General features: G+C 65.9%; 16 protein-coding genes. 9 read left to right on the forward strand and 7 right to left on the reverse strand.

Annotation, left to right across the window (positions count from 1 at the left end; all coding sequences use genetic code 11):
* Window positions 1-2 precede the first annotated feature (2 nt).
* The 4 genes from OIE68_RS36125 to OIE68_RS36140 all read right to left on the reverse strand — a co-directional run bounded on the left by OIE68_RS36125 (window position 3) and on the right by OIE68_RS36140 (window position 2,538).
* The gene (locus OIE68_RS36125) at window positions 3-815 is read right to left on the reverse strand and encodes a lysostaphin resistance A-like protein (RefSeq protein ID WP_419150614.1); all 813 of its coding nucleotides are present in this window, start codon (window positions 813-815) and stop codon (window positions 3-5) included.
* A 35-nt stretch (window positions 816-850) separates the two neighbouring features.
* Window positions 851-1,786 (reverse strand): RluA family pseudouridine synthase, encoded by a 936-nt coding sequence (locus OIE68_RS36130; protein WP_327095407.1) that lies wholly within the window; start codon window positions 1,784-1,786, stop codon window positions 851-853.
* Window positions 1,787-1,837: 51 nt separating this feature from the next.
* On the reverse strand, window positions 1,838-2,281 hold the full coding sequence (locus tag OIE68_RS36135; RefSeq protein WP_327095408.1) for a TIGR03667 family PPOX class F420-dependent oxidoreductase: 444 nt from the start codon (window positions 2,279-2,281) through the stop codon (window positions 1,838-1,840).
* Between the two features lie 62 nt (window positions 2,282-2,343).
* Window positions 2,344-2,538 carry a hypothetical protein gene (locus OIE68_RS36140; protein ID WP_327095409.1) on the reverse strand — a complete coding sequence of 65 codons (195 nt, stop codon included), beginning with the start codon at window positions 2,536-2,538 and terminating at the stop codon, window positions 2,344-2,346.
* Between the two features lie 621 nt (window positions 2,539-3,159).
* Between OIE68_RS36140 and OIE68_RS36145 the strand changes: the two genes are divergently transcribed.
* The 3 genes from OIE68_RS36145 to OIE68_RS36155 all read left to right on the forward strand — a co-directional run bounded on the left by OIE68_RS36145 (window position 3,160) and on the right by OIE68_RS36155 (window position 7,806).
* Window positions 3,160-4,146, forward strand: coding sequence for a sulfotransferase domain-containing protein (locus OIE68_RS36145; RefSeq protein ID WP_327095410.1), 987 nt, complete (start codon window positions 3,160-3,162; stop codon window positions 4,144-4,146).
* 97 nt (window positions 4,147-4,243) lie between these two features.
* Window positions 4,244-6,073, forward strand: a complete 1,830-nt coding sequence (locus tag OIE68_RS36150; protein ID WP_327095411.1) for an ABC transporter ATP-binding protein — start codon at window positions 4,244-4,246, stop codon at window positions 6,071-6,073.
* The gene (locus OIE68_RS36155) at window positions 6,070-7,806 is read left to right on the forward strand and encodes an ABC transporter ATP-binding protein (RefSeq protein WP_327095412.1); all 1,737 of its coding nucleotides are present in this window, start codon (window positions 6,070-6,072) and stop codon (window positions 7,804-7,806) included. Before OIE68_RS36150 ends, OIE68_RS36155 begins: the two co-directional genes overlap by 4 nt.
* A 749-nt stretch (window positions 7,807-8,555) precedes the next feature.
* Here the strand turns inward: OIE68_RS36155 and OIE68_RS36160 are convergent.
* From OIE68_RS36160 to OIE68_RS36170, 3 genes are all read right to left on the reverse strand, one after another.
* Entirely contained in the window at window positions 8,556-9,944 is a 1,389-nt protein-coding gene (locus OIE68_RS36160) for a dienelactone hydrolase family protein (RefSeq protein ID WP_327095413.1), read from the reverse strand.
* 224 nt (window positions 9,945-10,168) lie between these two features.
* Window positions 10,169-10,870, reverse strand: a complete 702-nt coding sequence (locus OIE68_RS36165) for a siderophore-interacting protein (RefSeq protein WP_327095414.1) — start codon at window positions 10,868-10,870, stop codon at window positions 10,169-10,171.
* Window positions 10,871-10,993: 123 nt separating this feature from the next.
* Window positions 10,994-11,485, reverse strand: coding sequence for a hypothetical protein (locus OIE68_RS36170; protein WP_327095415.1), 492 nt, complete (start codon window positions 11,483-11,485; stop codon window positions 10,994-10,996).
* Window positions 11,486-11,627: 142 nt separating this feature from the next.
* Here OIE68_RS36170 and OIE68_RS36175 point away from each other — a divergent pair, with 142 nt between their 5' ends.
* The 6 genes from OIE68_RS36175 to OIE68_RS36200 all read left to right on the forward strand — a co-directional run bounded on the left by OIE68_RS36175 (window position 11,628) and on the right by OIE68_RS36200 (window position 25,307).
* Window positions 11,628-12,950, forward strand: coding sequence for a SidA/IucD/PvdA family monooxygenase (locus tag OIE68_RS36175; RefSeq protein ID WP_327095416.1), 1,323 nt, complete (start codon window positions 11,628-11,630; stop codon window positions 12,948-12,950).
* Between the two features lie 41 nt (window positions 12,951-12,991).
* A complete protein-coding gene (locus OIE68_RS36180; protein WP_327095417.1) occupies window positions 12,992-13,927 on the forward strand; it encodes a methionyl-tRNA formyltransferase in 936 nt (311 codons plus the stop codon).
* A 207-nt stretch (window positions 13,928-14,134) separates the two neighbouring features.
* Window positions 14,135-14,890, forward strand: coding sequence for a thioesterase II family protein (locus tag OIE68_RS36185; RefSeq protein WP_327095418.1), 756 nt, complete (start codon window positions 14,135-14,137; stop codon window positions 14,888-14,890).
* Window positions 14,887-16,203 (forward strand): polyketide synthase, encoded by a 1,317-nt coding sequence (locus tag OIE68_RS36190; protein WP_327095419.1) that lies wholly within the window; start codon window positions 14,887-14,889, stop codon window positions 16,201-16,203. Before OIE68_RS36185 ends, OIE68_RS36190 begins: the two co-directional genes overlap by 4 nt.
* On the forward strand, window positions 16,196-19,291 hold the full coding sequence (gene nbtC, locus OIE68_RS36195; protein ID WP_327095420.1) for a nocobactin polyketide synthase NbtC: 3,096 nt from the start codon (window positions 16,196-16,198) through the stop codon (window positions 19,289-19,291). The genes OIE68_RS36190 and nbtC overlap by 8 nt, the downstream gene beginning before the upstream one ends.
* Window positions 19,292-19,304: 13 nt before the next feature.
* Window positions 19,305-25,307 (forward strand): non-ribosomal peptide synthetase, encoded by a 6,003-nt coding sequence (locus tag OIE68_RS36200; protein WP_327095421.1) that lies wholly within the window; start codon window positions 19,305-19,307, stop codon window positions 25,305-25,307.
* Window positions 25,308-25,325 lie beyond the last annotated feature (18 nt).

The following is a 25,325-nucleotide window of genomic DNA, read 5'->3' on the forward strand; positions in this document are numbered from 1 at the left end:
GGTCAGGTGAGGGTGCTGTGCCAAACGATGGCGGCGGCCAATGCGCCTGCGCCGTTGACCGACCAATGCAGGGCGATGGGGGCCAGGAGGCTGCCGCTGCGGCGGCGCAGCCAGGTGAAGACGACGCCCGCGGCGGCGGTGGCGAAAACGGCGAGCAGGATGCCGATGATCTGACCGGCCACGCCGCCGCCGATGAAGCCGGTCAGGCCGCGGTTGCTGGCAGTCAGGCCGAGGGAGGAGGCGATATGCCAGAGGCCGAACAGCAGTGAGCCCGCCGCGAAGACGCCACGGACGCCGTAGACGCGGTCGAGTGTGCCGTGTAGGACGCCGCGGAAGGCCAGCTCCTCCGGAATCGCGGTCTGCAGCGGGATGACGATCATCGATGCGATGAGCGCGCCGGAGATGGTGGCATAACGGTCGGCGAGGAAGAACGGTCGCGTGATCGGCAGCAGCGCCCCGATCGCGACCACCGCGAGCACCAAGCCGACCGCGCCGAGCGCCCAAAGCGTGCTGCGTCGCCAGTGTCGCGGTGCGAGTCCGAGCTCGGACCAGCCGAGTCCGCGGCGGCGCATGAGCGCGAGCAGCACCATGGCGGCGATCGGAACGGTGAGGACGCTCGCCCACGCGGTGGTGAAGTGGGCGATCAGATTCGTGCCGGCCAGGACGATCACCACAACGGCCACGTCGAGATAGGCGTGCAGTTTGTGGCGGGGTGGTGCCGCTTCGTCGAGGTCCTGGTGAAGCACCCGGCCCAGTGTACGGATGCCCGCAACTGGCGCGACGGATTCGGCTTCGGGGGTTTGCGTCATCAACATGGTCATATCCTGTTTCGCGCTACGCACCGTCGGCGTTAATGCCGACCCCGCCACCCCTGCGGATCCGCCCATGCCTGCAGAGTCCGCGCACTGTCGAAACGGCGCGCTGCGCCGCTGACCGGGTCGGTGAATTCGAGTGATGTGGCCAGCAGTTGCAGGGGCCGAGTGAAGTCGTGCACAGATTTGTCGGTGAGCACCGGATAGAAGTCGTCGCCGAGGATCGGAATGCCGAGTCCGTTCATATGTAACCGCAGCTGATGGGTGCGCCCGGTCAGCGGCCGCAGCCGATAGCGGCCCAGTCCGTCGCGCTGCTCGAGCAATTCGATCCAGGTCTCCGCATTGGGCTCACCCGCCACCTCCTGCGCGGCGAGCACCTGCTTCTCCTTGATGATCCGGCTGCGCACTGTGCGCGGCAGCGTCAGCTCCGGATCGAAGGGGGCGATGGCCTCGTACACCTTGCGCACCGTTCGCTTGTGGAACATCGTCTGATAGGCCCCGCGTCGGGCCGGATTGATCACGAAGAGCACCAGCCCCGCCGTGACGCGATCGAGCCGGTGCGCCGGAATGAGGTCGGGTAGGTCTAGTTCGCGACGTAGCCGTACCAATGCTGTCTGCAGAATGTGCTGGCCGCGCGGAATCGTCGCCAGGAAATGTGGCTTGTCCACCACGAGCAGATCGTCGTCGCGGTAGACGATCGGGATATCGAACGGAACTTCGGTCTCATCGGGTAGGTCGCGATGGAACCAGACCGCGCCGCCCGGCGCATACGGCGCGTCCGGCGCGATCGGACCGGATAGATCAACGATCCCGCCCGCGTCCAGCAGCTCATCGATGCGCGCGGCGGGGACACGAGGCAGCCGATCCACCAGATGGTCGCGAATGGTCGCCCAATCGCCCTGCTCCGGTAGGCGGAGCCGGGCCGGATCCAGGCCGTGCCGCTTGGGCAACGGCGGCTGCTGCCTCCTTCTCATTACCGATGACCTTAGTCGGCGACGAATCCCCAGCTCACGGCCGGGTCGGGCTCAGAATCCGCGCAGCCGATCCGGGGTGATGCGCACCGTGACCGAATAGTCGGCGTGGAACTGTTCCTCGGTCGTCGAAAGCGAGGCGAGTCCCTCGGTGTATTTCTCGGTGAACGCTGCGACTTCCGCCGGTGTCGGCCCGGCTTCGTCGATTCGCGCGGTGCCGGTGAGAATCACCACGTCGCCGCCGGTCGCGGTGCTGTTGAGATGTAGCGACACCCGAGAATTGCCGGCGATATTGCGCAACTTCGGCTTATCGGCCTGGCTGAAGATCAGGAATTCACCGTCGCGCCATTGGAACCACACCGGATTCGGCTGTGGTGTTCCGCTGCGGCCGACGGTGGTCAGCCAGATGACATTCTCGCGTTCCAGGCGGGCAGCGACTCTGGCACCGAATGCAGTGGCGGTGTCGACGACGGGCGTGGCGGAGCGATCGGAACTCATGATTGTGCCAACGCCGACAGTGTGCAGTCGATTCCGGGGCGGCGCGGTTACGCCATGGACGACTACGGCTCGGCGCGTTCGTCGAGCACCATTCGCCGGGACTCGACCAGCGTCTGCCGGGCGCGGCGGCGGACCTTGCAGCTATCGACACTGCAATTCAGGTGCACCTGCATCGCCCGGTGCGCCTGCTGCTCGGTCAAGGTGCCGGGATCACGGCTGCAATCGCCGATATTCGAAATAATTGTCGTGACAAACATTTTCAGAACTCCAATCGCAGTCGCAGTCTGGGTAGCTGGATAAGCTAGTAATGCTCGTGCGCGAAAGTTGCTGGGATGGTATGCCGTTCATGCAAGCTTCCCCGGCACGTCGAAGATGTGTTGCCAAGTGCGGTAAGAGAACCGGTCATTCGGTATTGAGTAGGCAGGCGGTTTCCCGCAGCGCCCGATCGGTCGCTGCGGAACGTACTTCTCACCATCGCTCGTGCCTCGGCGTGGAAATCGGTGCCGGAGGCGACATCCCACTGTGCGAACTGCGTATCGAGCTCCTCGGCAAGTGTCCTACCCTGTGCGGGATTTCGGCCGCCGAGCGGCGTGCGGCGGCGCATCCCCCGTGTTGGCGGGTCTTGTGAAGTTGCCCAGATGGGATGCGTCGTCGTCTGTGTATCGACAGCCGGGATTTCGGTAACGCCGGGATGAACTCGGCGCTAACGTGATCCGCGAATCGAATCCCGGCGGGCAGCGGGATCGATGGCAGGAGGTAAAACATGTGCTTCCTCGAATTGCGTGTCAGTGGCCGGGCGAACCATTCCTAGCGGTTGGTTCGGAAAGTAGATCGCCGCGCGCTCTGCGGCGAAGATCATTGTGCGAGGGGATGTTCCAATGCCAACAAGGGTTGCGCCGTCGAGCGCACAAGAGTATGCATCCGATAGATACACGAAAGGGCTCGCGGTATTCGAAGAATGGCAACTGCACCGTTACAACCGGGAGAGCTATCTCGGGCATCCGTTGCGCACTGCACAGCTGGGAATTCGCTATCTGACGCTGCCGCATTATTTCGGCAGAGTGCCACCGATCCGGCTGTGGTTGCGGCGTTTCGGTGGGCCGCGCGTTCTCCCGGATTTCGCCTGCGTCGGCGCGCTGAAGTGCGGGACCACCGACCTGGCCAGCTATCTCATGCAGCATCCGAGCATCCTGGCGCCGCTCACCAAGGAGATCGGGCACGGCTGCCCGCACATGTGGGGTCCGTTCTTCCCGACGGAGCGGCAGAAGGCCGAGGTGATTCGATGTACCGGCCAGGCGCTCGCGGGCCATTTCGACCCACTGCTGCACGATCTTCCGTTGATCGACAACTACAGTGCGGCCCGACCGGACGCCAAGATCGTGATGATGTTGCGCGATCCGGTGGATCGCGCCTACTCGCATTACAAATGGGATCTGTTCCTCAGTAACAAGGACGGCCTGCGCGCCGTGCCGTACGGCCGGACCTTTGCCGACTACGTCGGGTACGCGCTGGAGATGTTCCCCGCGCCGCCGCCACCGACCACACTGCCCTCCATGCCGGTGCTCGGCACCGGTGTCTACGTCAATGCGGTGGTCCGCTGGCTCAAAGCGTTCGACAAGGACAACGTCTACATCGTCACCGCCGAGGACTTCTTCGCCGATATCTCGAAGACGGTGTGCGGCATCCATGAATTCCTCGGACTGCTTGCCGTCGAGCCGGTCCGTCATCACGTCTTGAACCGCAATCCGCTCGAATTCCCGGAGCCCGACGAGGATTCGGTGGCCCGGCTGCACGAGTTCTATCGCCCGTGGAACGAGAAGTTGTTCGAGGTGATCGGGCGCGACCTCGGGTGGAACGACCACTAGATAACTTAGCCTAACCTACCCTCGCGGCCCTTCTTGTGTGAAGATGGGTGCCGATTCCGGCGAGAGGCTCCACGAAGGGGCGAGAGGGGCGAGGCAGATGACGGTGGAGGAGACCGGAAACCGGCCGCCGAAGACGGTGCTGAAGGCGCGAAAGCAGCAGGAAGCCGCGGCGCGCAAGGAAATCCTTGCGCCCGTGCGCCGCACGCTGACGCTCGCCGGCATCATCGTCGCCATTGCCTCGGTCGGCACCGTCGTACCGTTCGTGCTGATCGTCGCCGCCTGCCGGGAACTGTTCGCCGACCAGGTGGATACCGATCGGGTGTGGCGACTGCTGCTGATCGCGGTGGTGGTGCTCGTCGCGCGCGGCCTGCTGCAGGCGGCGGCGCTGACCTGGTCGCATCTGGTCGATGCCGGATACCAGTTGACGTTGCGTCGGTTGTTGGCGGCCAAGCTGACCAGGGTGCCGCTCGGCTGGTTCGGTGAACGCTCCTCCGGCGAGGTGAAGAAGTATCTGCAGGACGATGTCGAGGCGCTGCACTATCTGGTCGCGCATGCGCGACTGGAGTTCGTCGGCGCGCTCACCGTCCCGCTGGTCACCCTCGGCTACCTCGTCAGCGTCGACTGGCGACTGACGCTGGCACTGCTGATTCCGCTGATCGCCTACATGGTGCTGTTCAGCCGGATGATGGATCAGGACGGCCGCGATCGGATGGCGGTCTATACCCGCTGGGAGCGCCGCACCCAGGACGCCACCATCGAATTCGTCGACGGCATCCAGGTGGTGCGCGCATTCGGTCAAGCGGGTAAGGCGCACACCGTGTTTCAGGAGGCGGTGGACGGGCAGGCGGACAGCCTGAATCGGTTGAAGATGCCGATCATTCGCATCCAGTCGGCCTCCGACATCGTGGTCACGCCGGTCTTCGTAATGCTTGTCGTCGTAGTCGCCGGGCTCGCCGCGGTGGGACTGGATTGGGTCGCGCCGCTGGATGTATTGCCGTTCTTGCTCGTCGGCCTCGGGCTCGGCAGTGCGCTGCTCGGTCTCGGATACGGAACTCAGGCGCTACGGGCCGCCGGTGCGGCCGCGCTGCGCCTGTACGAACTGCAGCAGACGCCCGAATTGACTGTGCCCGAGGCGACATCGGCTCCCGATCCGGCGGCCGCGGGTGTGGTGCGGTTCGAGGGCGTGAGCTTCGGATATCGCTCGGATCACCAAGTGCTGCGCGAGATCGCCCTCGAGCTGCGGCCGGGGACCATTACCGCGCTGGTCGGGCCGAGCGGGTCGGGTAAGTCGACGCTCGCGAAGCTGCTGCCGCGCTTCTACGATGTCGGGGCCGGGCGGATCACCATTGCGGGCCGCGATATTCGCGACTTCTCGACCGAGGAGCTCTATCGCACCGTCGGATTCGTCTTCCAGGATGTGCGCTTGATCCGCGGCACAATTCGCGAGAATCTGCGGCTGGCCCGAGCCGACGCCGATGATGCCGCGCTGGAACAGGCGGCACGGGCGGCTCAGATCCACGACCGCATCCTGGCGCTGCCGCGCGGCTACGACTCCGAGATCGGCGTCGATGCGACGCTGTCGGGTGGTGAGGCGCAACGACTTTCGATCGCCCGCGCGCTGCTCGCCGATACTCCGGTGCTGGTCCTCGACGAGGCGACCGCCTTCGCCGATCCGGAGTCCGAGGCCGCGGTGCAGGATGCGCTCGCGGTATTGGTCGCGGGTCGGACCGTGCTCGTGATCGCGCATCGGCTGCACACCATCACCGGAGTCGATCGGATTCTGGTGCTGGAGAACGGATCCTTGGTCGAGCAGGGTGATCACGCCGGTCTGCGCGAGGCGGGCGGTACCTATCAGCGGCTCTGGGAAATCAACGAGGCGGCGCTCGGCGCGCTCGCGCTGGTCGAAAATGTCGAGGTGACACGATGATTCGCAAGGTGCTCGGGCTGATTCCGGCGGAGTTCGCCCACCTGACGCCGAAACTGTTGGCGGCCATCATCGTTCAGGCGCTGAGCCAGGCGGCGGCGTATCTGCTGTTGGTGCCGGTGCTGGAGGCGTTGTTCGACAGTGAGCTCGGTCGCGCCTGGTTCTGGGCGCTGTGGATGCTGGTCGCGGTCGCCGGGGTCGTCGTGTTCGGATATCTGCAGGCCGTACTCGGTCTGCGCATCGGCGTCGGCATGCAGCGCGCGCTGCAGACCAGGCTCGGCGATCATCTGAATGCCATGCCGCTCGGCTGGTTCGAGACGCACAGTGCCGGGCCGCTGTCGCGGATCGTGGTCGAGAATGTGCGTGAGATCCAGGGCCTGATCGCGTATCTGCTGACCAAGGTGCTCACCAGCATTGTGGTTCCGCTCGGTGTCGCGGTCGGCATGCTGTTCATCGATTGGCGGATCTCGCTCGCCATGCTGCTCGCCGCGCCGGTGCTGTTTGTGGTCAACGGTCTGGCCAATCGCGCGTACACCCGCTCCGATGCGCGGATGCACGAGACGGCGGCCGAAGCCGATTCGCGGGTGGTCGAATTCGCGCAGGCGCAGCCGGTGCTGCGCGCCTTCGGTGCCGTGGGACCGGGCAACCGGGCGCTCGACACCGCCCTGGCGCGGCAGCGCTCGGCGATCACCCGGTTGATGTTCGCTTCCGTGCCCGGTCTGATCGTGTTCGCGCTGTTCGTGCAGGCCGTGTTCCTGGTGCTGGTCTACATTGCGGTGGGTCGGGTTACCGACGGCGCCGTTTCGGCGGCGGCCGCGATCGCGCTCATCGCGGTGAGCTCCCGGTTCATCGAACCGCTGAATCAGGCCGCGCAGCTGGGCAATGCGCTGCGGTCGGCTGCGGCGGCCGCCGACCGGGTCACCGGACTGCTTGCCGAACCCGTACTGCCGGAGGCGAAGTCGTCGGTGACACCAGGTGCGCCGTCGGTCGTCTTCGATGATGTCTCCTTCGGCTACCGACCGGGCGAGCCGGTGCTGTCGGAGCTGAGTTTCGAGGTGCCCGCCGGGACCACCACCGCGATCGTCGGGCCGAGCGGCGCGGGCAAGACGACATTGCTGCGGCTCGCGGCGCGTTTCTACGATGTCGAGGCGGGCCGGGTCGTGGTCGGCGAGCACGATGTGCGCGAGCAACCGTCGGAGACGCTGCTGGACCAGCTCTCGCTCGTCTTCCAGAATGTGTACTTGTTCAATCAGTCGGTGGCGGACAACATTCGGATCGGCCGCCCCGATGCCACCGACGCCGAACTGCAGCGCGCGGCCGAGGCGGCCAGGGTGGACGAAATCGTCGAACGGCTGCCCGACGGATACGACACGGCGGTCGGCGAGGGCGGTGCGACGCTGTCCGGTGGTGAGCGGCAACGGGTTTCGATTGCCCGCGCGCTGCTCAAGGATGCGCCGATCGTGCTACTCGACGAGGCGACCAGTGCGCTGGATCCACATAGCGAGGCGGTCGTGGTGCGCGGGATGCATGAACTCACCAGGGATAAGACGGTAATCGTCGTAGCGCATCGGCTGGCCACCATCGCACATGCCGATCAGATCCTGTTCCTCGATGCTGGCCGGATCGTCGAACGCGGTACGCACGCCGAACTTCTGGCGCTCGACGGCCGGTATGCCGACTTCTGGAACGAGCGTTCGCGGGCCACCGGTTGGCGGTTGGAGCCCGCACCGGTCTAAGCCTCGATCCACCGATGAGGTTTCTGGGTTGTCCGCGCCTGTGGCGTGCCGGTGAGCGGGCAGATGCGCCAGAGGCCCGTCGATCAGGTCGGCGAAGCTATCCTGCGCGATCAGCCAGCTGAGCCGGTCGGCAGTGGGAGTGGCGCTGGGTTGTCGACCAGCGCTGCCTTGTAATACGCATCGACCACGTACCCCTGGACGAGGTCGTCATGGTGCTTACGCGGGTGACGGACACGGCCATCCGAATCCTCCCCCCAGGGCCCCAGGAGTCGTCCGAACGGACACCCCACATCCATGAAGATGTGCCCGTGCGGGGGTACCCATTTACGGGTCCGAACCACTGTCCTCGGCTCATCCGTTCCGGGATTGAAACAGATTGCGTCCCACTCGATGCGGTAAGTGTCGTTGGTGTTGTTGGAACATTGGAACCCTTCGCAATCGACACCCGGTGCGAGATTCGGGGCCGACTGGGCGGCAGCCTGGGGAATGAATAGTCCAGTGGCCACCATGCCGAGGGCGGCAACACCAAAAGCTTTGGCCAGTCGTTGATTCACTACTTGTCGACTCCAATCCGAACCACACGAATCCCGCACCGCGCGAGACTGTGCCGACAGTACATACCAACTGAATGTGTCTTCCACCAGAGGGAATCATGCGTGGGAAGCCCCGGGTCGTCACCAGTTGAACCGAAACCCCTGGTTGCCTTGGTCGTTGAGGGTATACGGCCCGATTACGTCAGTGGATTCAGGCTAAGGAACGGGCCCGCCGTGGATATTCGGGTGACCGGCCGCTGCTGCCTGGATATCCCCACTCTGGAGGAATGCGACCAAAATATCGTTGGCCGCACGCTGCGTATCCACGGGTCCGCGCGCACCGCCGATGAATTGGGCGACGGCGAATCGCGCAGGCGCGGCGAGAAATAGTGGGACATCGGTGAAGCCGAAGTGGTTGGCCTCGGCGATTTCGTAGCGGAATCCGGTCGCTTGGAGATGCTGGATGAGGTCGCGGTTGCGGTCCAGGTACTGCGCGGAATGACCGGTCTCCGAGTGATCGCTCTCCACCAACAGGAACGGCTGTTTCAGGGCGGGCAGCTCTCCGTACAGGGTGCCGTCGATATTCGCCACCGCCTCGATCCGGGGCTCGTCGGCCGCGGCGGCGACCGCGCTCGCGCCGCCGAACGAATGTCCGATCGCCGCAATGTGATCGGTATCAAGGCGACCCGAGAGTGCGCCGATAGCGTCGGGCCGGTCCAGTTGATCGAGCACGAAACGCAGGTCGTCCCTACGGACCTGGAGGTGTTCGCTCATATACCGCTCGCCGTCCGCGTCGTTCTCGGGAAAGTCATCGGTCGGCGTCGCGACGCTGCCGTCCGCGAGTTCGGTGACCGCCACCTCGTACGGATGGTCGATGGCGAGTACGACGAAGCCACGGCTGGCGAGATCGGTTACGAGTCCGGTGTAGAACGCGCGGGGCGCGCCGTATCCCGGTGAGAACAGCACCACCGGCCAGCGTGCGCGTTCCGCGCTGATCGGCACGTCGGCGTAGGCGTGGGTATCGATTCGCCCGTAGCTATGCATGACGAAACCCGGAATCTGCGTCACCCGGCCGGGCAGCCGGGCCTGCCCGTCGATGTAGACCCACTGCCGCGCCGACTCGACGTCCGTCGGATACCACGCCTGCACAATGACATTGCGTCGATCAGCAGTGGAATCGGTTGACGTTTCCGGTCGCTGCTCATCGATCCAGCGAAAGATCTCCGAGCCGATGCGGTATCGGCCGGTCGGCTCGGGCAGGGTCGGGACCGGCGGAATGCTCCACGGCAGAATCGCGAGCACGGCGAGCAGGCCGACGGCCACGGGGGCGAGGACTGCGAGAACTCGACGCTTACGCGTCCGTTCGGTGACCGCAGGCTCGGCCCGGCGCAATCGGCTGGAGACGAGCAGCGTCGCGGCCACGATCGCCAGGTAGCACGGCACCATCTGCCAGTAGAAATCCTCCAGCACGAACTGGACCAGGCAGCCGAATATCAACAGCGGCAGCGCAACCGGCAGCGCATAGGCGACCCGCCTGGGAAATACCGCCGCCACCATCGCAAAAAGGATGGCGGCAGCGGACACAACTGCATCGATGACCGACATTGCCCGCTCGCTTCCGTGCCACCGACCCCCGGAGGCAATTCGAGCATCAGCATCGCGCATCGGCTGCTGCCGATGCGTCCACACAAAGTCGCAATCAGCTCATCCCCGAGGATGACCCTGCCCCCGCTTCTTGCCGAGGGGAGTCGAAAGGTGGCTGGCGCGGGGATCAGGAACGACCATTTGACTACCCTCGGCGAACCGCACGGGTCGGTGCGGGCGGGGTGTTATTTCCAGTATGCGCGGTATTTGATGGCGGTTTTCGGCAGCGCGTGGGTGGTCTTGAGCGCCTTGACGATCGACCGCGTGGTGTGGCCGTCACACGCGACCCACGCGAAAGCGTCCTTCGGGCAGTCCATTTCGTTGGCCTGCTCACGCAGCAGCCGACCGTTATCGATCCGCTGCACCCATTTCACCTGGTGGTGCGGCTTATTGCGGACCGGGAGCCCGGTATCGGATTCGTATTGCCATTCCAGCCAGACCCGGGCGGGCACATCGCCGATCGCGTCGAGCAAGGAGTTGATGGCGGGCAGCGACGCGGTATCCCCGAAGATGACGAACTCGCTCGGGAGTGGGTCGGGCAGTTGGAAATCCGAGCCGAGCACCGAGACATCGATCTGGTCCCCGACGGCGGCCTTCTGCGCCCACATCGAGGCGGGCCCGTGGTGCACCGCGAATTCGATCGAGAATTTGTTCCCGTCCGGATCGGGATCGACCAGCGTGTAGCCCCGCTGATGTTCGCGCTCACCATTCGGAATCCACAGCCGCACCCACTGCGTCGGATGCACCGGATGATCGGCGAGCAGTCCGCCCGCCTCGAATCCGAGCCGCATGTATTTGTCGCTGATGTACTCGGTCGAGGTCACCGTGAGCCGGTAATCCTCGGCGCGCCACGCCTTCAGCATCAACCCTTCGAAACCTCTACCCATGTAGATAAGGTTAGCCTAAACACACTCTGATCTCGTGGGGTGCTCGGTGAAACTACTCCGAATGGGCGTGTGGCCCCGAGGCGGTGATCCGCCTCGGGGCCAACTCGCGCGTATCGCAGGCGATTACAGGTTGCAGGGCAGCATCGCGACGCTCGCGATGGTGCATTCGGCCTCGCGGGTCAGCTTCCATTCGCCGTCGATCTGCTTCCAGGACAGGTCGAAGTACCAGGGGTCCCAGCCGTCGATGGCGGTGGTCAGCTGGGCGGTGAGCAGGTCGCCGGAGACATTGACCGGGCCCAGGACATTCCAGCGGAAGCTCGGCGGGGCCGAGGCCATGACGCTGCCGACCTGGTCGGCCAGGCTCAGGCCCGCCTCGCCCGCCTCGAGTTCGGCCGCGCGGGCGGAGCGCGAAGCGCCGGTGTTCAGCACCAGTTGCAGCTTTGCCTTCAACTCGCCGAGACCGGGAGTGGCGGTCCGCACCGGCGCGCCGATGGGCGCGGCGGTGGCCGGGGCCACGGTGGCCGCGGTGCCGAATGCGCCGATAACGGTGGCCGCGGTGAGCGAGAACGCCGCGGTGGCAAGGCGTGCCACCGGCCTATTTCTGGTGCTGAGCATCGGATCATCCAATCGTTCGTTTGCCGGGAGATGCGGGTCCAAGGACTGGCACTACAGTGCAATATAAGGTAAGCCTATGCAAAGCTAAAAGTCGGAAGTTAGGTGACCCTGGCTACCGCCCCAGATCGAACGCAGGAGAACCGTGGACACACTATTGGTGGTCGGCGCCGGGCCGAAAGCCCTGGCGGTGGCGGCAAAAGCGCACGTCCTGCGGAAATTGGGGCTCGCGGCCCCGCGCGTGATCGTCGTCGAGGCGCATGCCGTCGGGGGCAACTGGCTGCCGAGCGGCGGTTGGACCGACGGGCAACACCGGCTCGGTACCAGCCCGGAGAAGGACATCGGGTTCCCGTACCACTCGACCTGGGCGCGCGGGCACAACCGGGCCATCGACGAGGCGATGATGGCCTACAGCTGGACCTCATTCCTGGTCGAGCACGGCACCTACGCCGAATGGATCGACCGCGGCCGCCCGAGCCCGCACCACCACGTCTGGGCCAAATATCTGCAGTGGGTCGCCCGCGCGATCGATCTCGAATTGGTTTTCGGGACAGTGGATTCCGTTGCCGCGGCGGCCGACGGCTGGCTGGTTTCGGTGACCGACGCCGCCGCTAGCGACTGCTTGCAGGTCGCTCGAAACAACACTGCTGTGATCAGCCAGATCGACACGGACGCACTGATGATCACCGGTCCTGGCCGCAGCGGTCGAGCCCTGGCCGAACACCCCCGCGTGCTCAGCATCGCCGAATTCTGGGATCTGGCGGGCAAACGCGCGCTGCCGGTCTCCTCGCGCGTCGCGGTGATCGGCGGCGGCGAAACCGCTGGTTCGGCGCTGGACGAGTTGGTCCGCCACGACATGCTGACCATCTCGGTGATCACGCCCAAGGCCACCATCTACACCCGCGGCGAAAGCTATTTCGAAAACGCGCTTTTCAGCGATCCGACCAAGTGGAACGCGCTGAGCATGGACGAGCGCCGCGATGTCATCCGGCGCACCGACCGCGGCGTCTTCTCGGTTCGCGTGCAGGAGAGCGTCATCGGCGACAACCGCGTGCACCATCTGCAGGGGCGGGTCGTGCGGGTCGCCGAACAGGGCGACGGCGTGGCGGTGACCCTGCGCAACGACCGTCGCCCGGATCTGGTGCAGAACTTCGACCTGGTGGTCGACGCGACCGGCGGGCAGCCGCTGTGGTTCCTGGAGCTCTTCGATTCCGATGCCGCCGACCTGCTGGAACTCGCCGTCGGAGGTCCGCTGACCCAGGCCAGGCTGGAGGCCTCGATCGGCTACGACCTGGCGGTCTCCGGACTGGACGCGAAGCTCTATCTGCCGAATATGGCGGCCATCGCACAGGGGCCCGGCTTCCCGAATCTCAGCTGCCTCGGCGAACTTTCGGATCGGGTATTGCGTACCGCCGCGGCGCGTCAGGTCGTCGGTGCGCGGCGGGGTGCGGCCGCCCGACTGGGCTGATTCGGCCCGGATATCCCCAAGTACATCTACGTGAGGTTTTCATGCGCATCGTTTCGTTCGGCTTCCAGACCTGGGGCCGCAAAACGCTACAGGCACTGATCGATTCGGAGCACGAGGTCGTGCTCGCGGTCACCCATCCGGCCAGTGCGGACTCCTACAAGGGGATCTGGTCGGATTCGGTCGAGGACCTCGCCCGTGAGCACGCCATCCCGGTGCATCTGACTGAACGGGCCGATGCCGAAACCATCGACCTGGTGAAGCGGGCCGAGCCGGATGTCATCGTGGTGAACAGTTGGTACACCTGGATGCCCGCCGAGCTCTACAACCTGCCCCTGCACGGCACCTTGAACCTGCACGATTCGCTGCTGCCCAAGTTCACCGGCTTCTCGCCGGTGCTGTGGGCGCTGATCAGCGGCGAGTCCGAGACGGGCCTGACCGTGCATCGAATGGACGAGGGCTTGGACACCGGCGACATCCTGGTGCAGCGCTCATTGCCCATCGGACCCACCGATACCGGCACCGAATTGGTGTTGCGCGGTACGGAACTCATCCCCGGCGCGCTGCAGGAAGCGCTGCACGCCCTGGAATCCGGTACCGCGCAATGGAAGCCGCAGCGCAAATCCGAGCGGACCTACTTCCACAAGCGTTCCGAACGGGACAGCCGCATCGATTGGACCTGGTCCGCCGTCGATCTGGAGCGTTTCGTGCGTGCACTGTCCGAGCCGTATCCGCGCGCGTTCACCTACTACCGCGGTGAGCGGATCGAGGTGCTCGAGGCGGCGGTCTCGGAGGCGCGCTACGGCGGCACGCCCGGTCGGGTGATTGTGCAGGAGGGCGGCGGCGCGGTGGTGTGTGGTCCGGAGGCGCATCGCGGGCGTAACCGCGGCTTGGTGCTCACTCGGATTCGCACCGCGGACGGTACCGAACATTCGGCCGCGGAATTCTTCACGCGCGGGGGCTATCTCACCGATCAATGAGGCGGCGCCACAGGGGGGTCGGCCCGAACCCGTAGACTTGTTAGGGTAGGCTACGCTAATATCGGGCGACCGTTCAGAAGAAACGACCGTTCAGAAGTAACCAGATCAGTGCAGCGAGCCGGGGGTTGTTGTACGCCGCCGATTGAATGACGCTGCCTGGCGCGACCGTTGCGCCGGGACGTCCGGCGGAAGCGCAGGAGTCAAGAAATGCCAGCAAATCTCGGATGGATCCGGCAATTCCATAAGCCCCGCTCCGTCGAATGCCCGCCATTGTTGCTTTGCCCGCACGCGGGTAGCGGCGCGTCCACCTATCGCGCGTTCTCGAAGGTGCTCAGCGAACACTTCAATGTGCTGATCTTCCAGTACCCCGGTCGCCAGGACCGTGCCCGCGAGGCGGCACTCGCCACGCTGCCCGAACTCGCCGCCGGTGCGTTCGCGGAATTCCATACCTCCGAACACAATCGCGGCCTGCCGCTGACGGTCCTCGGCCACAGCATGGGCGCAATGGTGGCCTTCGAACTGGTTCGCAATGCCGAAGCGGCCGGACTCGAGGTGCGACTGCTCGCGCCGTCCGCCGCGGTCTCACCTGGCCGGGCGGTCGACCTGCCGCCGCATCCGACCGAGGACGAGCAGATCCTCGACCACCTCGGCGCGCTGGAGGGCACCGGCGCCGATGTACTCGGCAGCCGCGAGCTCATGCGCATGGCGCTGCCGGTAGTGAAGGCCGACTACCGGGCCTTCGATTCCTATACCTGCCCGGTGGATGTCCAGGTGCAGGCCAAGATTCACGTGCTCGGCGGTGCCGAGGACACCTTCATCACGCCGCGTGAGCTGTACGGCTGGTCCAATCACAGCGCACAGGAAATCGACGTCACCATCTTCGACGGCGGGCATTTCTATCTGAACGACAATGCCGCCGGTGTCGCGGAACTGCTCGCTCCCGAACTGGATCGCGTCGGATGAGTACCGAAATGGATCCGATCGTCATCTCCGGTATGGCCGTCGAGGCGCCGGGCGGTATCGAGACGCTGCCCGACTTCTGGTCGGCGCTGGCCGAAGCGCGCGAACTCATCGGACCGTTCCCGCGCAATCGGGAGTGGCCGATCGAGGAGTTGCTTGCGCTGCATCGCACCGAAGGCTGGAGCCGGGTCGCCGATGCCGGTGGATTCCTGTCGGACGCAACCGAATTCGATCCGATGTTCTTCGGCATCACCCCGCGTGAGGCCATTTCGATGGATCCGCAGCAGCGGGTAGCGCTGCGGGTGGCCTGGCGGGCGCTGGAGAATGCGGGCATCAATCCGGGCGCGCTGGACGGCGCCGAGGTCGGCTGCTTCATGGGCGCGTCCATCAATGAGTACGGGCCGCAGTCCGGTGTGGTCACCGAGTACTCCGGATACCGGGCCACCGGGACCGCTCTCGGCGCGGTGGCAGGTCGGATTTCGCACAGCCTCGGACTGATCGGGCCGTCACTGACCACCGATACCGCGTGCGCATCGTCGCTGACCGCATTGCACCTGGCCGCCAGCGCCGTGCGTGCCGGTGAATGCGATTGGGCGCTGGCCGGTGGGGTCTGTGTCATGGGCTCGCCCGCGGCGTTTTTCGAGTTCTCCAAGAACAACGCACTCGCCGTCGACGGACACTGTCGCTCCTATGCCGCCGACGCGACCGGCACGCTGTGGGGCGAGGGCGCAGGTGTGGTCGTCGTCGAACCCGAATCGCGCGCACGCGAACTCGGCCATCGGATCTACGGTCGCCTGCTCGCCACCCGGGTCAATCACAACGGCAAGGGCGCACCGCTCGCCGTGCCCAGCGCAACGGCACAGCAGCGACTGATCGAGAAGACCCTGGCGGCGGCCGGAATTCGACCGGACGACATCGGCCTGATCGAGGGACACGGCACCGGAACACCGGTCGGCGATCCACTCGAGCTCACCGCCCTCGCGCAGTCCTATGGCGGCGTCGACCGCGGCACCGACGGTCCGCGACTCGGCTCGGTGAAGTCGAATATGGGCCACGCGCAGGCCGCCTCGGGGGTGCTCGGCCTGATCAAGGTGCTGCTGAGCGGCGCGAACGGCCAGATCGCGCCGAGCCTCTACGCGGACAACCCGACCACCGAGATGGATTGGGATGCCACCAGCCTGCGGCTGGCCACGAAACTCGAACCCTGGGACCCGATCGACGGCGTCCGCTACGGCGCCGTCTCCTCGTTCGGTGTCGCCGGCACCAATGCGCACGCGATCTTGGCCATGCCCGTGCTGGAGGATATCGATGCCTGATTACCGACTACCGGACGGCACCGTCCCGGTACTGCTGTCCTCCGATACGGCCGACGGGCTGCGCGGCGAGGCGGCCGCCATCCTGGGATATCTGGATCGGCATCCAGGCGTAACCCCGGATCGCGTGGCGGACATGCTGTTTCGCACCCGGATGGCGCGTCGCCGTCGGGCACTGGCGATGGTCGACAACCGCGACGGCTTGCTCGATGCGTTGCGAGCGATCGTCGCCGGTGCTGAGCACCCGGCGGTCGTAGTGGCGGATGGCGTCGCCACCGCGCGCGGCATCGGATTCGTCTTCCCCGGACAGGGCAGTCAGCGGCCGGGCATGGGCAAACTCTTCTACGAGATCTCCCCGACCTTCCGTCGCGCGGTCGATAATTGCACCGCGATCTTCGAGGAGCGCTTCGGCCACCGCGAGCCGCTGCACTATCTGCTCGGCAACGAGGGACAGTGCGAGGACCACGTGCGGGTGCTCCAACCAGCGTTGATGTTCCAGATGTACGCCCTCGCCGCCATGTGGCGCGCGGCCGGTGTCGAGCCCGCCGCGACCATCGGGCACAGTCAGGGCGAGCTGGCCGCCGGTGCGGTCTCGGGAGTAATGACGCTGCGGGATTCGGTTCTCGCGGTGACGCATCGGGCGCTGGCCGTTGATCAGCTTTCACCGCGCGGCTATTCGATGGCGGTGCTCGGCATGGACCGCGACCAGTGTGAGGCGCTGCTGGCCAGGCACTCCGGCTGGGCCGAGCTCTCGGTGGTCAATTCGGCGCATATCCTGGCCATTTCGGGTGACCGCGAGACCATCGTCGATATGGTGGCGACCGCGACCGCGCGTGGTCAGTTCGCCAGGGAGATCCGCGTCGCGTATCCGGCGCACACCTCGGTGGTCAGCGAGTACCGGGAGGGACTGGAAGCGGCGCTCGGTGACGAAATGAGCGGGCCGAACTTCAGCGCGACCGAAATCCCTTGCTATGGCGCGACACTCGGCACCACTATCACGCCCGACCTGCGGCACGATCAGTACTGGTATTGGAATCTGCGCAACCGGGTCCGGTTCGATCGGGCGATCACGGCTGCCACCGCCGACGTCGACACTTTCGTCGAGATGTCGGAACATCCCATGCTGCAGTTGGCCATTCAGGAGAACCTGAGCACGGTGCGTCCGGACCCAGCCCGGCCGCAGCGGGAATTCCGGGTGATCGGCACCTCGCTGCGCACTGCGGCGGGACTCGGCGAGTTCACCCGCAATCTGGCGACCGTCGCGGTGCACGACCTCAATTATCGATGGGATGCGCTGCGGGTCGAATCCGATTCGGACACAGGGCGTTTGCCGCTGCGCAACTTCCCCAACACCGTGTTGAATCCGCAGCGACTGTGGGCTTCCTACCGGACCGAGACTTCCGCGCCGGTGGCCCCCGAGCACACCGCGACCCGGCTGGCGGAGCGCTGGGTGCGGCTCGAGCGTCGTTCGCTGGTTGCGCCGCGCACAATGCTCGTCGTCGACCACACTGGACAGTGCGCCGAACTCGCGGCGGCGCTGTGCACCGCGGCCCACAATCACGGTGGTGGCGCGACCGTTTACGATCCGGACCGGCCCGCCGACACCGCTGACTACGACTCGATCGTCGTGCTGCTGCCGCAGTTGCCGGAGCTGGACGGACCCGCCGCGGTCGCGGAACTGGCACAGTTCTATGACGCGCACTGGCTGCCTGCGCTCGACGCCACGGTCGCCGACTGCTGGCTGGTGACCGTCGGCGGTGAAGCCGCGGTCGCCGACGATCCGGCACCGCATCTGTTCCACGGCGCGGTCTCCGCCGGATTCCGCTGCATCGGCCTGGAAAATATCGGCACCGCCTTCCGGCACCTCGACCTCGACGCCGCCGATGCGGGGCAGGCCGCCAAGATCGTGCGCGCACTGCATGCCAAGGACGAACCGCAGCTGGCACTGCGCGCGAGCGGGCTCTATGCCAAGCGGCTCGAGGTGGAACTCGAACCGTCTGCTGGAGCCTCGGATGATGCGGAGCTCGAGCACGTCGTCATCGTCGGCGGGACCGGCACACTCGGGCTGAAGTTCGCCGAGTACTTCGCCGGCCGTGGTGCGCGGCGGATCACGCTGCTCAGCCGGTCCGGCGAAACCGATTCCGTCGCAGGCCGTTTGCGGGTCGTCCGACAGCTCGGCACCGCCGAGGTCGCGGTTGTCGCGTGCGATGTCAGCGACGAACCCAGTGTGCGTGAGCTCGCCACCGCACTGGCTGACACACCGGCAACCATGCTGGTGCACGCAGCGGTGAACTATGTGCGCGCCGAGCTGGCCGATGTGACCGCCGAGAAGCTGTTCGAGATGGCGGCATCGAAGATCATCGGCACCGACCATCTGCTGCGGCTGCTGCCACTGGCCGCGGGTGCGCGAATCGTCATCTGCTCGTCCGCGGCGGCCACCTTCGGCGGTCGCGGGCAGATTCTCTACGCCACCGTCAACCGTATGCTCGATGTGCTGGCCATGCGCCTGCGTGCGGCGGGCACGAATGCCGTTGCGATGCAATGGGGTATCTGGGATCTCGAAGGGCCACTGCACTCGGTCGGCGTGGATCGGATCGCGGCCGCGGGCGGCCAGTCCATGGACCCGCGCGACGCACTCGCCGTCGGTTTCACCGAGCACGCCGAAATCGGACGGCCCGGCAATCGCATTGTGATGGCGGCCGATTGGTCGCAGTTGAACGACATCATCTCGGCGGTCGGCTGGGGTCCGCTGCTCGCCGATGTGCTCGCGCGAGTGGAACCGGCCCCGCCGCAGGCCGAGCCCACCATTGTCGCTCCCGCCGTCGTGGTCGTGCCGGAGGCGGTCGTGCCGTCCGCCGGTTCACTGTCCGACCAGGTGCGCATCGAACTGGGCAAGGTGATGGGCGCCGACGGGCTCGACGCCATCGACAGCTCGGTGCCGCTGGTCGCGCTCGGCCTGGATTCGCTGCAGGCGTTGGACTTCCGCAAACGGGTGCACGCCGAACTGAACCGCGATCTTCCGGTGGCGGCCATTCTGGGCGGCGCGTCGTTGGACGACGTCGTGCGCCTCATGGCCGACAGCAACGTCTAGGCGAGGGATTCTGATGTCGAACAACGAGCCAGCCAGCGTGCTGGACCGCCGGAAGGCGCTGCTGCGCCAGCGTTTGGCCGAAAGTGGTTTGACCGCACCGGCTTCCGAAAACGCGCCGATTCGAAGATCGAAACCAGGTGAGCGTCATCCGCTTTCGGCCGGACAGCGGCGCATGTGGTTTCTGCAGACCCGCGATCCGGAGGACACCACCCTCAACATCTGTGTGGCCTATCGGCTGACAGGTGCGCTCGACGAGGCACGGCTGCGCGATGCGATCGCGGCCGTCGTGAACGGCCACGACATTCTGCGCACCACCTACGGGCTCGACGAGAACGGCGAGCCCTACCAGATCGTCCGTACCGACCTCGAACTGTCCTGGCAGGCACACGATCTGACCGACCTGCCGGAGTCCGGCCGGTCGCGCAGGCTGGAAGTGCTGGCGCGCAGGGAATTCGGCCGACCGTTCGATCTCGCGACCGAGTCGCCGTTGCGCGTCAGCCTGGTACGCACCGGTGCCGATGAATTCGCCCTGCTGTTGGTCGCACATCACATCAGCTGGGATGACGACTCGTGGGCCGTCTTCTTCACCGAACTCAATGCCGCCTACCGCGCCGAGTCCGTCCAGACCGACCGTGCGCAGTTCGTCGACGTCGCGGTATTCGGCGATATCACCGCCGTCGATGACAGCGCCGATATCGACTACTGGCGCGCAACCCTGCGCCCGCTGCCGGAGTCCCTGGAACTGCCTGGTCCGGCGACGGTCGCCACGGTTGCGGCCAAGCAGTCCGATCGGTGCACCTTGCCGCTGCCCGCGGAGCTCGCCGGTCGGGTGGAGGCCTTCGCGCGTGCGCACGGCGCCACCCCGTTCATGGTGTGGCTGGCCACCTATGACGCGGTGATCCATCGCTACACTGCGGCGACGGATTTCCTGGTATCGGTCCCGGTGACCGTGCGCCGCGATGCCGCCGCCGAATCGTTGATCGGCTATTTCGGCAATACGCTGCTGCTGCGCGCCACCATCGGCGTCGAGGACACCTTCGCTCGCTTCACCGAAACCATTCGCGACACCTGTGTCGGTGCTTTCGCGCATCAGAATGTCGGTATCGATCGCGTTGTGCGCGAGGCGAATCCGGATCGCGTCGGCGGCCGGGACGGGTTGGAGCAGCTGGTCCGACTCGGCTTCGGGGTGCGCAGGAGCGCGCAGGGCTTCGATCTCGCGGGTGTCGAGGCGACGCTGTTGGATCTCGGTAGCGCTGTGGCGCAGGTTCCGCTGGGGCTGACCGTTGTCACGGAAGCCGATGGCGCCTATCTGGAGGCCGAGTACCGGATCGCCGATCTGGACCGCGCCCTGGTGGAACAGCTGCTCGGCCATTACGTGCAGCTGCTGGACAGCGCGCTCGCGAATCCCGATCGCAGGCTCGGTGATATCGATATGCTCGGCGCGGCCGATCGTGCCGCGATCCTCGCACTGTCGCACGGCCCGATTGCCGAGGATGTACCGACCACCATGGTCGCGCTCTTCGAAAACCAGGTCGCCGCAACGCCCGACGCGCTCGCCATCGTCGCCCCCGCGGAACGCGGCACCGCCGACACCGAACTCAGCTATGCCGAACTGAATCGTCGCGCCAATCGCCTGGCGCACTGGCTGGTCGGGTGTGGACTCGGTACCGAGGACATCGTCGGGTTGCGGCTGTCGAATTCGGTGGAATTCGTCGTCGCGGTGCTGGGCGTGCTCAAATCCGGTGCGGCCTACCTACCCATCGATCCGGCCTACCCGGACGACCGCATCGACTACTTGGTCGAGGATGCCGCGCCCCGGCTGGTGCTCGGGCGGGTCGAACTGGATGCCGCCGAATCCGCGGCCATCGAGCTTCCGGAAACCGATCCTGTCGACACGGACCGGATGCGACCGCTGCTGCCCGGCCATCTGGCGTACGTCATCTACACCTCCGGGTCCACCGGAAAGCCCAAGGGCGTCCCGGTATCCCATGCCGCGATCGCCGAACATCTCGCGGGCTTCGTCGCGGAATGGAGTATGACCGCCGAAGACCGGCTGCTGCAGTCCTCCTCGGTGAGCTTCGACGCCTCCCTGCTCGATATTTTCGTGACGCTGACGCTCGGCGCCCGGCTGGTCATCCCGAAGCCCGATGCCTTCCGCGATATTCCATATGTCGCCGAGTTGATCACCCGCTGCGGGGTCACCGTGCTGCATATGGTGCCGTCGATGTTGAGCACCTTCCTGTTGCTGCCGGAGGTGAGCGAATGGCGTGCGCTGCGTCATGTTCCGGTGGGCGGTGAGGCGCTGCCCGGTGAGGTGGCCGATAAGTTCGCCGGCGTCTTCGATGCCGAACTGCGCAATCACTACGGTCCGACCGAGGCCGTGGTGTGTGCGACGCATATGAATGTGGAAGGCCCGCAGGGCACGCGGATCGTGCCGATCGGTGTGCCGAATCAGAACGTCACGGTGTATCTGCTCGACGAGGCGCTGCAGCTGGTGCCATCGGGTGTGGTCGGTGAGATCTATTTGGGCGGAGCGCAATTGGCTCGCGGCTACCTGAATCGGCGTGGGCTGACGGCAGAGCGGTTCGTCGCCGATCCATTCGCGCCGGGCGCTCGGCTGTATCGGACCGGCGATCTCGCGCGCCGCAATGTCAATGGCGAGATCGAATTCGTCGGCCGGGCCGATGAGCAGGTCAAGGTGCGAGGTTTCCGAATCGAACTCGGCGAGGTCGAGGCGGCTATCGCGTCCTATCCGGGTGTCGGCCACTGTGTCGTCATCGCGGTCGAGGATGCGGCCGTCGGTGCGATGCTGGCCGCGTATGTGGTTCCGGCCAACGGCCTTTCGGAATCGACCCTCGATATCGACGAGGTGCGCAGGCACGCCGCAGCGACGTTGCCGGAGTACATGGTGCCCAGCGCTTTCGCGGTTATCGACGAGATCCCGTTGACGGTGCACGGCAAACTCGACCGTCGCGCGCTGCCGGATCCGGAACGCACCACTGCGCACCGATACCGGGAGCCGAGCACCGCCACCGAGATCCGGCTCGCGGGCCTGTTCGCGCAGATCTTCGGCCGCGAGCAGATCGGCGCGGACGACTCCTTCTTCGAACTCGGCGGGCATTCGCTGCTGGCCACCCGCCTGGTCGTGCGGATTCGCACCGAATTCGGCGTCGAGATCGATGTGCGGGCACCGTTCGATACCCCGACCGTCGCCGGACTCGCCGCGCTCATCGAAGCCACGCCGGCACAGGCCTCCGCTGCCGTGCCCGCGTTGCTGAAACGGGAACGGCCCGAGCATATTCCGCTGTCCTACTCGCAGCTCGCGTTGTGGTTCCAGCGCAAGCTGGAGGGGCCGAGTGCGATCGGCAATATTCCATTCGCGGTGCGGGTGGACGGTCCGCTGGATCTCGATGCGCTGACTGCCGCGCTCAGCGATGTCGTTGCCCGGCACGAGGTGCTGCGCACCGTCTTCCCCGAGAACGATGGCGTGCCATATCAATTGGTGCTGCTCGCCGGGCCGATCGATGTGCCGGTAACGGAGCTGGACGATCCGGAGAGGTTGCGTGCGGAACTCGCCGCGGCCGGTGGGTATTGCTTCGCCGTTGCTACCGAGCTGCTGATTCGACCGCAAATCTTCGTGCTGGACAACAAGACCCACGTACTGTCGCTGCTCGTACACCATCTGGTGGCGGATCACTGGTCGTTCCGAACGATTCTGGACGATCTCGCCACCGCCTACCGTGCGCGCACCGCAGGCGCTGATCCGGACTGGACGCCCCTGGATGTGCAGTACGCCGACTATGCGCTATGGCAGCGCGAGGTCGTCGAAACACTCGGCACGCAGGTGGATTACTGGCGCGACACACTCGCCGGTCTGCCGGACGAGATCAATGTCGCCCTGGACCGCCTGCGTCCCGCCATTCTCGGCAAGAACGGACATGTGGTGCCGTTCGCGGTGCCCGCCGCATTGCGCGGCAAGCTGAAGGCTCTCGCCGAGGCGAGCGGGGGCAGCGAGTTCATGCTCTATCAGGCCGCGGTCGCGACATTGCTGCACAAGCTGGGTGCGGGTGTGGATATTCCGCTCGGCACGCCGATCGCGGGACGGGTCGATCCGGCCGCCGCCGAATTGGTCGGCCTGCTCGCCAATATGGTGGTGCTGCGCAATGACCTTTCCGGCGATCCGACGCTGCGGACCGTGCTGGAGCGCTCCCGCGATACCGCGCTCGGCGCGTACAGCAACCAGGACATTCCGACGGAACGCCTGGTCGACGCGCTGAATCCGGCGCGGTCCCGGTCCAGGAACCCGCTGTTCCAGGCCATGATGCACTTCCGCGAGGAGAACTGGGACGGCGCGGGGCAGGGTTTGGACGCGCACACCGCGCTCACGGTATTGCCATTGGATTTCGACACCTCGCTGCTGGACCTCAGCATAAATTTCTTCGCGGGATCCGATGGCGGCTTCGACGCCAGCGTCATCGTCAATACTGATCTGTACGAGCCTGCGACCGGAGAGTTGTTCGCGCAGCGCATGCTTCGCGTACTGGCCGCCTTCGCCGAAGCACCTGACAGCACGGTCGGTGAGCTCGACATCATGCCTGCCGCCGAGCGGCAACGGGTCCTCGGTGAATGGGCCACCGGTGTGGAGCTCTCTTGGATGCCGGGCATTGCCGAGTTGATCCGGCGTGGCCGTGGGGTGCCGGGCGATCGGATCGCCCTGCGCTGCGGTACCGAGACGCTCACCTACGGCCAGCTGTTCGAACAGCTCGATCGAGGGGGAGCGGCGCAGGTGCCCGATGGCGCTTCGGCGGCCGGGTTGGTGCGCCGGCTTGCCGCACTGGATGCGGTAGCGAATACCGGCGGGACCATTGTGGTTTCGCACGTTGTGCTCGACCGGGAGGCGCTGGCTGCCGCGGTGGCCGATCGACGTGCCATTGCCGCCGATCGCCGCGGCGAATCACTGGACCGGGCGACGGGTTCGGCGGATGTGCGACTCGTCGCCGCACCCTGGACGGGATCCGAGATCGAAGTCGAGTTACTGGCCGCGCTCGCCGATGGGGCGACGCTGATCCTCGCCACCGAACAGCAACGTGAAGATCCGGTCGCGCTCGTCGAGCTGATCGGTGCGCATTCGGTCACCCATGTGGTTGCCGAGCCGGTAACGCTGTCGCGGTTCGTGCAGACCGGCGTATCCATGCTGCCGTCGGTGCGCAGCTGGGAGGTCGTCGGAACCGATTGGCCCGCAGCGCTTCCCGATCTGCTGCCCGCGCTCGCGGCCGGTTCGGTCGTCACCTTCGACTTCCGGATTCCGGAGTACGGGGGTGCGGTGGCCCGCGGTGCGGTCGACGGCAGCGGACGTGCGCGACCCATTCCGGGTGCTCGGGTGTTGGTGCTGGATGAAGCCCTGCGACCGATCGCGCCCGGCGTTGACGGCGATGTGTACGTCGGTGGTGCCGGCCTTGCCGAGGGATACGTCGAGGATTCGGCAAGTGCGTTCATCGACGACCCGTACCTGCCAGGAGCCCGGTTGTTCCGCACGGGGCAGCGGGCGCGCTGGGATACCGCAGGGCGACTCGCGTTCCGGACCGATGGTGCCGGTGAAACCAGCACGCGCAAAGCATCTTCCGATGCCGAGCACACCGAGACCGAACAGCAGCTCATTGCGATCCTCGAGGAACTGCTCGAGATCGAGGATGTCACCGCCGATGACGGCTTCTTCGCGCTCGGCGGCGACAGCGTGATCTCCATCCAGTGGTCGGCCCGCGCCAATGAGCTCGGCCTCCCGCTGTCCCCGCAGCTCGTATTCGAGCACCTCACCATCGCCGAACTCGCGGCCGCGGTAGATGAAGCGGTAGCGGCCGGGGTGACCACGACCATCGGCGACACCTTCGGTACCGGCGGAGTGCAGGCCGAGCCCGAGGAGCCGACCGACAACCACGAGCATGCCGCGATGAGCGTATCCGGCCTCAACTCGGACGCGCTGGCCGCATTGGGTGCGGCATGGAAACAGTCGCAATGAGGGGCGACTTTTTCCGAG

The sequence above is a fragment of the Nocardia vinacea genome, assembly GCF_035920345.1.
GTDB classification, from domain to species: domain Bacteria; phylum Actinomycetota; class Actinomycetes; order Mycobacteriales; family Mycobacteriaceae; genus Nocardia; species Nocardia vinacea_A.